Genomic DNA, 12,313 nt, shown 5'->3' on the forward strand with positions numbered 1-12,313 from the left:
GAGTGTCCCTGATCGCTTCAGACCACTTCCGCATCGTTGTCGGCCTCGGCAAGAGCGGCATGTCCCTGGTTCGCTTCCTGGCGAACCGGGGCACGTCGTTTGCCGTGGCCGATACGCGGGAAAATCCACCGGAGCTGGTCACGCTGCGCCGTGACTACCCGCACGTGGAAGTGCGTTGTGGCGAGCTGGATGTCGAGTTTCTGTGCCGTGCCGACGAGCTCTACGTGAGCCCCGGCCTGGCCCTGGCCACACCGGCCCTGCAAGCGGCGGCGGCGCGCGGCGTGAAGCTGTCCGGCGATATCGACCTGTTCGCCCGTAACGCGAAGGCGCCGATCGTGGCCATCAGCGGTTCCAACGCAAAAAGCACCGTGACCACCTTGGTCGGCGAGATGGCGGTTGCGGCCGGCAAGCGTGTGGCCGTGGGCGGCAATCTCGGCACGCCGGCGCTGGATCTGCTCAGCGATGACGTCGAGCTGTACGTGATGGAGCTGTCGAGCTTCCAGCTCGAGACCACCCACGACCTGGGCGCTGAAGTAGCCACCGTGCTGAACGTCAGCGAAGACCACATGGACCGCTACAGCGGCTTGCCCGCCTACCATTTGGCCAAGCATCGGATCTTCCGCGGCGCCAAGCAGGTGGTGGTCAACCGTCAGGACGCCCTTAGCCGTCCGTTGATGGGTGAAGGCCTGCCCTGCTGGACCTTCGGCCTGGGCAAACCGGACTTCAAGGGCTTCGGCATTCGCGAAGAGAACGGCGAGAAATACCTGGCCTTCGAATTCCAGAATCTGATGCCTGTGCGCGAGTTGAAAATCCGTGGCGCCCATAACCAGTCCAACGCCTTGGCTGCATTGGCGCTGGGGCATGCCGTGGGCCTGCCGTTCGACGCCATGTTGTCGACCCTGCGCACCTTCGGCGGCCTGGAACATCGCTGCCAATGGGTGCGCGACCTGAACGGCGTCAGCTATTACAACGACTCCAAGGCCACTAACGTCGGTGCCGCATTGGCCGCCATCGAAGGCCTTGGCGCCGACATTGATGGCAAGCTGGTGCTGATCGCCGGTGGCGACGGCAAAGGTGCCGATTTCAAGGACCTCAAGGCCCCGGTGGCCGCGCATTGCCGCGCCGTGGTGTTGATGGGCCGTGATGCCGACAAAATCGCCGACGCCTTGGGTGATGCCGTGCTGCAAGTGCGCGCCACGTCGCTGGACGACGCCATTGCCCAGTGCAAAGCCCTGGCCCAGCCGGGGGATGCGGTGCTGCTGTCGCCGGCGTGTGCCAGCTTCGACATGTTCAAGAACTACGAAGAGCGCGGCCAGCTGTTCGCCCGCGCCGTGGAGGGCTTGGCATGAGCGTTGATCTGAGAAACATCATCAAGCCGTACCCGTCGCCGATCATCACCGGTCGCGGTATCGACCTCGATTTCCCGATGCTCGCCGGTTGCCTCGCGTTGCTGGGCCTGGGCCTGGTGATGATCACCTCGGCGTCTTCCGAAGTGGCTGCCGTGCAGTCGGGCAACACCCTGTACATGATGATTCGCCACCTGGTGTACCTGATCATCGGGCTGGGCACGTGCATCGTTACCATGATGATCCCCATCGCCACCTGGCAACGCCTGGGTTGGTTGATGCTGATCGGTGCGTTCGGCCTGCTGATCATGGTGATTCTGCCGGGTATCGGCCGCGAGGTGAACGGCTCGATGCGCTGGATCGGCTTCGGTGCGTTCAACGTGCAGCCGTCTGAAATCGCCAAGGTGTTCGTGGTGATCTACCTGGCCGGTTATCTGGTGCGTCGTCAGAAAGAAGTGCGCGAAAGCTGGATGGGCTTCTTCAAGCCCTTCATCGTGCTGCTGCCCATGGCCGGTCTGTTGCTGATGGAGCCCGATTTTGGTGCCACCGTCGTGATGATGGGTGCCGCTGCCGCGATGTTGTTCCTGGGGGGCGTAGGCCTGTTCCGCTTCAGTTTGATGGTGGTGTTGGCCGTGGCGGCCGTGACCGTTCTGGTGCAGGCGCAACCCTACCGGATGGCGCGCTTGATCACCTTTACCGACCCCTGGTCCGACCAGTTCGGCTCCGGCTACCAGTTGACCCAGGCGCTGATCGCCTTTGGTCGCGGCGAGTGGCTGGGTGTGGGCCTGGGCAACAGTGTGCAGAAGCAGTTCTACCTGCCCGAGGCGCACACCGACTTCGTGTTCTCGGTATTGGCCGAAGAACTGGGCGTGGTGGGTTCGCTGTGCACCGTGGCGTTGTTCGTGTTCGTGTGTGTACGCGGCATGTACATCGGCCTGTGGGCCGAAAAGGCCAAACAGTATTTCGCCGCTTACGTGGCGTATGGCTTGTCGTTCCTGTGGATCGGCCAGTTCCTGATCAACATCGGGGTGAACGTCGGCCTGCTGCCGACCAAGGGGCTGACCTTGCCGTTCCTCAGTTACGGCGGCAGTTCGTTGGTGATTTGCTGTGCTTGTCTTGGCTTGTTGCTGCGCATCGAGTGGGAGAGTCGAACCCACCTGGGCAGCGAAGAGATGGAGTTCAGCGAAAGCGACTTCGCCGAGGAGCCGACCCATGGGCGCTAACGTGCTGATCATGGCGGGCGGCACCGGGGGCCATGTGTTCCCGGCCCTGGCTTGCGCGCGGGAGTTCCAGAACCGTGGGTATACCGTGCACTGGCTGGGTACACCGCGTGGCATCGAAAACGAACTGGTGCCTAACGCCGGCTTGGCGCTGCACCTGATCAACGTCACCGGTCTGCGCGGCAAGGGCAAGTTGTCCCTGCTCAAGGCACCGTTCGTGTTGCTCAAAGCGGTGTGGCAGGCGCGCAAAGTCATCCGTGAGTTGCAGCCGGTGTGCGTGCTGGGCTTTGGCGGTTATGTGACCGGTCCTGGCGGCGTGGCGGCCAGGCTCGCTGGCGTGCCGGTGATCGTGCACGAGCAGAACGCCGTTGCCGGTACCGCCAACCGCCTGCTGGTGCCACTGGCCGCGCGGGTGTGTGAAGCGTTCCCGAATACCTTTGCCGCATCGGCGAAGCGCCGTACCACCGGCAATCCGGTGCGCACTGAGCTGTTTATGGACATCACGCGCCAGGCCCTGACCGGGCGCAAGGCGCATCTGCTGATCCTGGGCGGAAGCCTGGGCGCAGAACCGTTGAATAAATTGCTGCCCGACGCCGTGGCGCAACTCCCTGTGGAGTTGCGTCCGGAGATCTTCCATCAGGCCGGCAAGCACCACGATGAAATCACCGCCACGCGTTATCGCGAAGCCGGTGTGGAGGCCAACGTACAGCCTTTCTTCAAAGACATGGCCCATGCCTATGGCTGGGCCGACCTGGTGGTCTGTCGCGCTGGTGCGCTGACCGTCAGTGAACTGGCCGCCGCCGGTCTGCCGTCCTTGCTGGTGCCTTTGCCCCATGCGATCGACGATCACCAGACCCGCAACGCCGAATATTTGGCCGGGGAGGGCGCTGCCTTCCTGCTGCCGCAAAGAACGACTGGCGCCGCCGATTTGGCCGCACGCCTGACCGAGGTTTTGATGCAACCGGAACGACTCAACAGCATGGCGAGCACCGCAAGCCGCCTGGCCAAACCTGACGCAACCCGCACCGTGGTCGATATCTGCCTGGAGGTGGCCCATGGTTGAGAATCAGAAAGCCATGCCGCACCCCGAGATGCGCCGTATCCGTCGTATCCACTTCGTCGGTATCGGCGGCGTGGGCATGTGCGGTATTGCCGAAGTTCTGCTCAACCTGGGCTACCAGGTGTCCGGCTCCGACTTGAAAGAATCGCCGGTTACCGAGCGCCTGAAGTCCTTCGGTGCACAGATATTTATCGGCCACCGTTCCGAAAACGCCGCCGACGCTGACGTGCTGGTGGTATCCAGTGCCGTGAACACCTCCAACCCGGAAGTTGCCACTGCCCTTGAGCGCCGTATTCCCGTGGTGCCACGCGCTGAAATGCTGGCCGAGCTGATGCGCTATCGCCACGGTATCGCCGTTGCCGGTACCCACGGCAAGACCACCACCACCAGCCTGATCGCCTCGGTGTTCGCCGCCGGTGGCCTGGACCCGACGTTCGTGATCGGTGGCCGCCTGAATGCAGCCGGCACCAACGCCCAGCTCGGCACCAGCCGTTACCTGATCGCCGAAGCCGATGAGAGCGACGCCAGCTTCCTGCACCTGCAACCGCTGGTGGCCGTCGTGACCAACATCGACGAAGACCACATGGCCACCTACGACGGCGACTTCAACAAGTTGAAGAAAACCTTCGTCGAGTTCCTGCACAACCTGCCGTTCTACGGTTTGGCCGTGGTGTGCCTGGACGACCCGGTGGTGCGCGAGATCCTGCCGCAGGTCAAGCGCCCAACCGTGACCTACGGTTTCAGCGAAGACGCCGACGTACGCGCTATCAATGTGCGCCAGGAAGGCATGCAAACCTTCTTCACCGTGCTGCGTCCTGACCGTGAGCCGCTGGATGTGTCGGTGAACATGCCGGGCAACCACAACGTATTGAATTCCCTGGCGACCATCTGCATTGCCTCCGACGAAGGCGTCAGCGATGAGGCCATTGTCGAAGGCCTCTCGCGCTTTGCCGGTGTGGGCCGTCGCTTCCAGGTCTACGGCCATTTGCCGGTAGACGGCGGTGACGTGATGTTGGTGGACGACTACGGTCACCACCCGACCGAAGTGGCTGCAGTGATCAAGGCCGTACGCGGTGGCTGGCCGGAGCGTCGTTTGGTGATGGTCTACCAGCCGCACCGCTACAGCCGCACCCGCGATTTGTACGACGACTTCGTCAATGTACTGGCCGATGCCAACGTGCTGCTGCTGATGGAGGTTTACCCGGCCGGTGAAGAACCGATCCCGGGAGCCGACAGCCGCAAGCTGTGCAACAGCATCCGTCAGCGTGGCCAATTGGACCCGATCTACATCGAACGGGGCGTGGACCTGGCGCCCATCGTCAAGCCACTGCTGCGTGCCGGCGACATTCTGTTGTGCCAGGGCGCCGGCGATATCGGCGGCCTTGCCCCCAAATTGCTGGCGAGCCCGTTGTTCGCAGCCGCACAGGGGAAGTCGAAATGACCACTGACTACGGCTCCCTGTTTTCGACCATCGCGCCAGCCGACTTCGGTCGCGTGGCCGTGCTGTTTGGCGGCAAGAGCGCAGAGCGTGAAGTATCGCTCAAGTCCGGCAACGCGGTGCTTGAGGCGCTGCAAAGCGCCGGTGTGAATGCGTTCGGTATCGAAGTGGGCGATGACTTCCTCGCGCGCTTGCAGGCTGAAAAGATCGACCGTGCGTTCATCATTCTTCACGGCCGCGGCGGTGAAGACGGCAGCATGCAAGGCCTGCTGGAGTGTGCCGGGATCCCTTACACCGGCAGCGGCATCCTCGCCTCGGCACTGGCGATGGACAAGTTGCGCACCAAGCAGGTGTGGCACAGCCTGGGCATTCCAACCCCGCGCCACAGCGTGCTGTGCAGCGAAGACGATTGTATTTCCGCAGCCGAGGAACTGGGCCTGCCTTTGATCGTCAAACCTGCCCATGAAGGCTCCAGTATCGGCATGGCCAAAGTGAACTCGGCCGCCGAATTGATCGACGCATGGAAAGCGGCAAGTACCTACGATTCGCAAGTGTTGGTGGAACAGTGGATCCAGGGTCCCGAGTACACCATCGCCACCCTGCGTGGCCAGGTATTGCCGCCCATCGCATTGGGCACGCCCCACACGTTTTACGACTACGACGCCAAGTATGTGGCCTCCGATACCCAGTACCGGATCCCATGTGGCCTTGACGCAACCAAGGAACAGGAATTGATGGACCTCACGGCGAAAGCCTGTGAGGCGCTGGGTATCGCCGGTTGGGCGCGGGCGGACGTGATGCAGGACGACGCAGGGAATTTCTGGTTCCTGGAAGTCAACACGGCACCGGGCATGACCGACCACAGCCTGGTCCCTATGGCAGCCCGCGCGGCCGGCCTGGATTTCCAGCAATTGGTGCTGGCGATTCTGGCGGCCAGTATCGAGTCCCGAGGCTAAGACATGAAAGGCGCATCGCTTCGTCATCAGCCCCCACAAGCACCGAGCCGCAAGCCGGTGCCACGGGGTGCCAGCCGAATGGTGGCTAAAGAGCCGATGTCGGCGCGCCTGCCGAAAGCCAACTTTGGTTTCCTCAAGGCGCTGTTCTGGCCGGTGTTATTGGTGGTGCTGGGCTTCGGCACGTATGAAGGCGCGCAGCGTCTGCTGCCGTACGCCGATCGGCCGATTACCAAAATCAGCGTGCAGGGCGATTTGAGCTACATCAGCCAGCAAGCGGTACAACAGCGCATCGGCCCGTTCCTGGCGGCGAGCTTTTTTACCATCGACCTGGCGGGGATGCGTCGCGAGCTGGAACAGATGCCGTGGATCGCCCACGCCGAAGTCCGCCGTGTGTGGCCGGATCAGGTGACGATCCGCCTGGAAGAACAACTGCCCGTGGCCCGTTGGGGCGAGGAAGCGCTGTTGAACAACCAGGGCCAGGCGTTCACGCCGCGTGAGTTGGCCAACTACGAGCACCTGCCGCAGTTGTTCGGGCCGCAGCGGGCGCAGCAGCAAGTGATGCAGCAGTACCAGGCCTTGAGCCAGATGCTGCGGCCACTGGGCTTCTCCATTGCACGCCTGGAACTGCGTGAACGGGGCAGCTGGTTTTTGACGACCGGGGCAGGCAGTTCCGGCCCGGGCATCCAGTTGTTGCTGGGACGCGACCGCTTGGTGGAAAAGATGCGCCGTTTTATCGCCATCTATGACAAGACCTTGAAAGAACAGATTACGAACATTGCGAGCGTCGACCTGCGTTACGCCAACGGCCTTGCCGTCGGCTGGCGTGAACCGGCTGCGCCCACGGCAGCGCAACCCGCTGTCGCGAAGAATTAAGAAGAGGCAGGACCCATGGCAAACGTGCAAAGCGGCAAAATGATCGTCGGTCTCGATATCGGCACCTCCAAGGTGGTGGCGCTGGTGGGCGAGGTCGGGGAAGACGGCACGATCGAGATCGTCGGTATTGGCACGCATCCGTCCCGGGGCCTGAAGAAGGGCGTGGTGGTGAATATCGAGTCCACCGTGCAATCGATCCAGCGCGCTATCGAAGAAGCGCAGCTGATGGCCGGTTGCCGGATTCACTCGGCATTTGTCGGCGTTGCGGGCAACCACATCCGCAGCCTGAACTCCCACGGCATCGTGGCGATCCGCGACCGTGAAGTCAGTTCGGCCGACCTTGAGCGCGTGCTCGACGCTGCCCAGGCCGTGGCGATCCCGGCTGACCAGCGCGTGCTGCACACCCTGCCGCAGGACTACGTGATCGATAATCAGGAAGGCGTTCGCGAGCCCCTGGGCATGTCGGGCGTGCGTCTGGAAGCCAAGGTCCACGTGGTGACCTGTGCCGTCAACGCCGCACAGAACATTGAAAAATGCGTGCGCCGCTGCGGCCTGGAAATCGACGACATCATTCTTGAGCAGCTTGCTTCGGCCTACTCGGTGCTGACCGACGACGAAAAAGAACTGGGCGTGTGCCTGGTGGACATCGGCGGCGGCACCACCGACATCGCGATCTTCACCGAGGGTGCGATTCGTCACACTGCCGTGATCCCGATTGCCGGCGACCAGGTGACCAACGACATCGCCATGGCGTTGCGCACACCGACTCAGTACGCCGAAGAAATCAAGATCCGCTACGCCTGTGCCCTGGCCAAACTGGCCGGCGCCGGTGAGACCATCAAAGTGCCGAGTGTGGGTGATCGTCCACCGCGCGAACTGTCGCGCCAGGCCCTGGCTGAAGTGGTCGAGCCACGCTACGACGAGTTGTTCACCCTGATCCAGGCTGAACTGCGCCGCAGCGGCTACGAAGATTTGATCCCGGCCGGCATCGTGCTGACCGGCGGTACCTCGAAGATGGAAGGCGCGGTCGAACTGGCCGAGGAAATCTTCCACATGCCCGTCCGCCTGGGCGTGCCCCATGGCGTCAAAGGCCTGGGTGACGTGGTACGCAACCCGATTTATTCCACCGGTGTGGGCTTGCTGTTGTACGGGCTGCAAAAGCAGACCGACGGCATTTCCCTGTCGGGCCCGAGTAACCGTGACAGCTACCGCAGCGACGACGAAGCCAAAGCGCCGTTGTTCGAGCGGTTGCAGGCATGGGTAAAAGGCAACTTCTAACGAAGTTAGCGGCAAGCGACAAGCCGCAAGCTTCAAGAGTACGGCGCTCCAGGCTTGCGGCTTATCGCTTGAAGCTTGGAGCTGATGTAAGCAGTAGGCGAAAAAACTAGAGAAAACGAAAGGAGAGGGAACATGTTCGAACTCGTAGACAACATCCCCGCCAGCCCGGTCATTAAAGTGATCGGCGTCGGCGGTGGCGGCGGCAACGCTGTCAACCATATGGTCAAGAGCAACATTGAAGGCGTTGAATTCATCTGCGCCAACACTGATGCCCAGGCGCTGAAAAGCATCGGCGCGCGGACCATCCTGCAATTGGGCACAGCCGTGACCAAGGGCCTCGGCGCGGGCGCCAATCCGGAAGTCGGCCGTCAGGCCGCTCTGGAAGACCGCGAGCGTATTGCCGAAGTGCTGCAAGGCACCAACATGGTGTTCATCACCACCGGCATGGGCGGCGGTACCGGTACCGGTGCTGCACCGATCATTGCCGAAGTGGCCAAGGAAATGGGGATCCTGACGGTTGCCGTCGTGACGCGTCCGTTCCCGTTCGAAGGCCGCAAGCGCATGCAGATCGCCGACGAAGGCATCCGTCTGCTGTCTGAAAGCGTCGACTCGTTGATCACCATCCCCAACGAGAAGCTGCTGACCATCCTGGGCAAGGACGCAAGCCTGCTGTCCGCGTTCGCCAAGGCTGACGATGTACTGGCCGGTGCCGTTCGTGGTATCTCCGACATCATCAAGCGCCCAGGCATGATCAACGTCGACTTTGCCGACGTACGTACCGTGATGAGCGAAATGGGCATGGCGATGATGGGCACCGGCTGCGCCAGCGGTCCGAACCGTGCACGCGAAGCCACCGAAGCGGCCATCCGCAACCCGCTGCTCGAAGATGTGAACCTGCAAGGTGCACGCGGCATTCTGGTGAATATCACCGCCGGTCCTGACCTGTCCCTGGGTGAGTACTCCGACGTGGGTAGCATCATCGAAGCCTTCGCTTCCGAGCACGCCATGGTCAAAGTCGGTACCGTTATCGACCCGGACATGCGCGACGAACTGCACGTGACCGTGGTTGCGACCGGTCTGGGCGCGAAAATCGAGAAGCCTGTGAAGGTCATCGACAACACGCTGCATAACAGCCAAGCCAGCCACGCCAGCCAGGCGGCTGCCGCTCCAGCGCCTTCGCGCCAGGAACTGCCGTCGGTGAACTACCGTGATCTGGACCGTCCGACCGTGATGCGCAACCAGGCTCAGGCCGGTGCTGCGGCGTCTCGTAGCCCGAATCCGCAAGACGATCTGGACTACCTGGACATCCCGGCATTCCTGCGTCGTCAGGCCGATTAATGGAATGTATCAGGGCTATGAAGGTGATTGGTGTTCAGCAAAGGTCTGGTCTGCTATTATCGCCAGCCTTTGTTGATACCAGTTCGCAATTTGCGCTGAAGCGGTCCAAGCCATGATTAAACAACGCACCCTGAAGAATATTATTCGTGCCACAGGTGTAGGTCTGCACTCCGGGGAGAAGGTATACCTGACCCTCAAGCCTGCACCTGTCGACACCGGCATCGTGTTTGTGCGTGCCGACCTGGACCCTGCGGTGCAGATTCCTGCTCGCGCGGAAAACGTTGGCGAAACCACTATGTCGACCACATTGGTCAACGGTGACGTCAAGGTGGACACGGTAGAGCACTTGCTCTCGGCCATGGCCGGTTTGGGCATCGATAACGCCTACGTCGAGCTCTCCGCGTCCGAAGTCCCTATCATGGATGGCAGCGCTGGACCCTTCGTATTCTTGATTCAATCTGCCGGCCTGGAAGAACAGGACGCAGCCAAGAAGTTCATTCGCATTCTGCGGGAAGTGACAGTTGAAGACGGCGACAAGCGCGCCACCTTCGTCCCGTTCGAAGGCTTTAAAGTGAGCTTTGAGATCGATTTCGATCACCCGGTATTCCGTGACCGCACCCAAAGTGCAAGCGTGGATTTTTCCAGCACTTCGTTCGTAAAAGAAGTCAGCCGCGCCCGTACCTTTGGTTTCATGAGTGACATCGAGTACCTGCGCAAGCACAACCTCGCACTCGGCGGCAGCGTTGAAAACGCCATTGTGGTCGACGCGGATGGTGTACTGAACGAAGACGGCCTTCGCTACGAAGACGAATTCGTGAAGCACAAGATCCTCGATGCAATCGGTGACCTCTACCTGCTGGGCAATAGCCTGATAGGCGAGTTCAAAGGCTTCAAGTCGGGCCACGCCCTTAACAACCAGCTGCTGCGAAAGTTGATTGAGCAGACAGACGCTTGGGAAGTCGTGACCTTCGAAGATGCCAGCACCGCACCGATCTCTTACATGCGTCCCGTTGCGGCGGTGTAAGTAACAACTCTCTTTCTTTAGTTTTAAAGGCTGCCTTCGGGTGGCCTTTTTTTATGTCTGCGGTTCAGATGACTTGCTGCGGCGAGCTTGCCTCATGACCGGGTTGGCGCACCCACAATCCGATTACGGCCGGTGTGCTTGGCCTCATACAGCGCCCGGTCGGCGCTCAGCAGCAGAGCCTCCAGCGACGTATGTCCGTGCTTGTCCCACGTGCTCATGCCAATACTTACGGTGATTGGCCGTTCATCGCCAGCCACCCGTGGCAGCTGCTCTACACTGTTGCGGATATGCTCGGCAATGACCCAGGCGCCCTTGGCGCCGGTATGCGGCAGTACCACGGCAAATTCTTCCCCGCCATAGCGGGCCGCCAGATCGGCGGGTCGTCGGATGTTGCTGCCGATCACTTGAGCAACCGTACGCAAGGCTTCATCGCCGCCTTGATGACCATGGCGATCGTTGAATGCCTTGAAGTGGTCCACGTCGATCATCAGCACGGTCAACGGCTCCGTCGAGCGTTGCGCACGGTCCCATTCCAGGCGCAGGCGCTCGTCAAGGATACGGCGGTTGGCCAGCCCGGTCAGCGCGTCGGTGGCTGCCAGTTCTGACAGCACCCGTTCGGCGCGGTAGCGGCGCCGCAGTTCGCGGCGCAGCATCCAGGTGAGCCACAGCAAACCGATGCAGAGGATACCGGTGGCGCCGCTGGTCAGCAGCGCGGCGCGTCGCCAGGGCGCCAGAACGTCGTCACTTGAGAGGGCCACCACCACGATCAGCGGCAGCTCGCCGACGTTGGTGAAGGTATACAAACGCTCCTTGCCAGAGAGGGCAGAGACGGCCTGGAAGCTGCCATCGCCTTCACGCAGTATGCGTTTGAAATTGGGTCGATCGCTCAGGTCCTTGTTGATCATGTCCCGCTCGAGCAGTGGCTGCTGTGCCAGCAGGATGCCCTTCGTGTTCATGAGGTTGACGCTGCTGCCATTGCCGATCGTCAACGTGCTGAACAGTTGGTCGAAATACGCCAGACGCATGGTCGCCACCGCCACGCCGGCAAATTCACCGTTGGGCCCGGACACACGCCGACTGAACGCCATGCGCCATACCTGGTCGCAGTCGCAACGGATTTTGAACGGACGACTGATAAATAAACCGGCCAAAGCGTTCGTGGCGTGGACCTGGAAATAATCGCGGTCGGCAAAGTTGCGCGGCGTGGGTTGCAGGGTCGAAGAGTCTGCGATCACCGTGCCTTTGGCGTCGAGCAACAGAACCTCACCCTTGAAAGGCGCGGCACCCGCTAAATCAAACTGCACCAGGTGTTGGATGTCCGCGCTAACCTGAGACAAGTCTTCACGTTTTTGCGCCGTGATCAGCCCTTTCAGGGCCAGGTCGTACAGCTCGACGTTACGCAGCACATCGGCATTGATCAGTTGGGCAATATTGGTGGTTGAGCGCGTAGCCGCTTGCAGCGTGCTTGTGTGTTCGCGGCTCAACAACGCCGCGACGATGGTCACAATCAGTGCGACGGTGAAGCTGCTGCCGAGAATCAACAGCAGTTCAGGGTGCGCTGGTACGGTACGGGCACGGCGTTGACTCATGGGGCAGACTTCAGCGGTGTGAATACTGGCAGTTTAGTTGTACCCGATGAAAATTAAACACTGCGCTGTAAAGAAAGATCGCGGGTCAGAACACGTCCAGCGGATAGTCGACAATCACCCGATACTCATCCATGTCGCGGTCCACCGCCGAATAACCGTCGCGCATCATCGATGCGTCAACTTAACGCAGG

10 protein-coding genes and 1 pseudogene are annotated in these 12,313 nt (G+C 61.3%); 9 read left to right on the top strand and 2 right to left on the bottom strand.

Features of this window, described 5'->3' with window-relative positions:
• Positions 1 to 2: 2 nt before the first annotated feature.
• The 9 genes from murD to lpxC all read left to right on the top strand — a co-directional run bounded on the left by murD (position 3) and on the right by lpxC (position 10,533).
• Positions 3 to 1,349, top strand: coding sequence for a UDP-N-acetylmuramoyl-L-alanine--D-glutamate ligase (gene murD, locus KZX66_RS01250; RefSeq protein ID WP_248075372.1), 1,347 nt, complete (start codon positions 3 to 5; stop codon positions 1,347 to 1,349).
• An 8-nt stretch (positions 1,350 to 1,357) separates the two neighbouring features.
• Positions 1,358 to 2,569, top strand: coding sequence for a putative lipid II flippase FtsW (ftsW, locus tag KZX66_RS01255; protein ID WP_248076008.1), 1,212 nt, complete (start codon positions 1,358 to 1,360; stop codon positions 2,567 to 2,569).
• Entirely contained in the window at positions 2,559 to 3,629 is a 1,071-nt protein-coding gene (murG, locus tag KZX66_RS01260) for an undecaprenyldiphospho-muramoylpentapeptide beta-N-acetylglucosaminyltransferase (protein WP_248075373.1), read from the top strand. The genes ftsW and murG overlap by 11 nt, the downstream gene beginning before the upstream one ends.
• The gene (gene murC / locus KZX66_RS01265) at positions 3,622 to 5,067 is read left to right on the top strand and encodes a UDP-N-acetylmuramate--L-alanine ligase (protein ID WP_248075375.1); all 1,446 of its coding nucleotides are present in this window, start codon (positions 3,622 to 3,624) and stop codon (positions 5,065 to 5,067) included. Before murG ends, murC begins: the two co-directional genes overlap by 8 nt.
• Positions 5,064 to 6,020, top strand: coding sequence for a D-alanine--D-alanine ligase (locus tag KZX66_RS01270; protein WP_248075377.1), 957 nt, complete (start codon positions 5,064 to 5,066; stop codon positions 6,018 to 6,020). Before murC ends, KZX66_RS01270 begins: the two co-directional genes overlap by 4 nt.
• Before the next feature lie 3 nt (positions 6,021 to 6,023).
• A complete protein-coding gene (locus tag KZX66_RS01275; RefSeq protein WP_248075379.1) occupies positions 6,024 to 6,893 on the top strand; it encodes a cell division protein FtsQ/DivIB in 870 nt (289 codons plus the stop codon).
• Positions 6,894 to 6,908: 15 nt separating this feature from the next.
• On the top strand, positions 6,909 to 8,171 hold the full coding sequence (ftsA, locus tag KZX66_RS01280; protein WP_025855584.1) for a cell division protein FtsA: 1,263 nt from the start codon (positions 6,909 to 6,911) through the stop codon (positions 8,169 to 8,171).
• 132 nt (positions 8,172 to 8,303) lie between these two features.
• The gene (gene ftsZ, locus KZX66_RS01285; RefSeq protein ID WP_017526184.1) at positions 8,304 to 9,509 is read left to right on the top strand and encodes a cell division protein FtsZ; all 1,206 of its coding nucleotides are present in this window, start codon (positions 8,304 to 8,306) and stop codon (positions 9,507 to 9,509) included.
• 112 nt (positions 9,510 to 9,621) lie between these two features.
• Positions 9,622 to 10,533 (top strand): UDP-3-O-acyl-N-acetylglucosamine deacetylase, encoded by a 912-nt coding sequence (gene lpxC, locus KZX66_RS01290; RefSeq protein WP_065900836.1) that lies wholly within the window; start codon positions 9,622 to 9,624, stop codon positions 10,531 to 10,533.
• Between the two features lie 92 nt (positions 10,534 to 10,625).
• Here lpxC and KZX66_RS01295 read toward each other — a convergent pair whose 3' ends face one another.
• Positions 10,626 to 12,122: a sensor domain-containing diguanylate cyclase gene (locus KZX66_RS01295; protein WP_248075382.1), complete on the bottom strand. Its 1,497-nt coding sequence runs from the start codon at positions 12,120 to 12,122 to the stop codon at positions 10,626 to 10,628.
• 85 nt (positions 12,123 to 12,207) lie between these two features.
• Positions 12,208 to 12,279, bottom strand: a pseudogene (locus KZX66_RS01300) (hypothetical protein); the annotation flags it as partial.
• Positions 12,280 to 12,313: the final 34 nt, after the last annotated feature.

The organism is Pseudomonas sp. EYE_354 (assembly GCF_023148575.1).
GTDB lineage: Bacteria > Pseudomonadota > Gammaproteobacteria > Pseudomonadales > Pseudomonadaceae > Aquipseudomonas.

Excerpts from the sequence above, each read along its gene's own strand:
- murG (WP_248075373.1), top strand. The coding sequence starts at position 2,559 with ATGGGCGCTAACGTGCTGATCATGGCGGGCGGCACCGGGGGCCATGTG.
- KZX66_RS01295 (WP_248075382.1), bottom strand. The coding sequence starts at position 12,122 with ATGAGTCAACGCCGTGCCCGTACCGTACCAGCGCACCCTGAACTGCTG.
- murC (WP_248075375.1), top strand. The coding sequence starts at position 3,622 with ATGGTTGAGAATCAGAAAGCCATGCCGCACCCCGAGATGCGCCGTATC.
- KZX66_RS01275 (WP_248075379.1), top strand. The coding sequence starts at position 6,024 with ATGAAAGGCGCATCGCTTCGTCATCAGCCCCCACAAGCACCGAGCCGC.
- KZX66_RS01270 (WP_248075377.1), top strand. The coding sequence starts at position 5,064 with ATGACCACTGACTACGGCTCCCTGTTTTCGACCATCGCGCCAGCCGAC.
- ftsA (WP_025855584.1), top strand. The coding sequence starts at position 6,909 with ATGGCAAACGTGCAAAGCGGCAAAATGATCGTCGGTCTCGATATCGGC.
- ftsZ (WP_017526184.1), top strand. The coding sequence starts at position 8,304 with ATGTTCGAACTCGTAGACAACATCCCCGCCAGCCCGGTCATTAAAGTG.
- lpxC (WP_065900836.1), top strand. The coding sequence starts at position 9,622 with ATGATTAAACAACGCACCCTGAAGAATATTATTCGTGCCACAGGTGTA.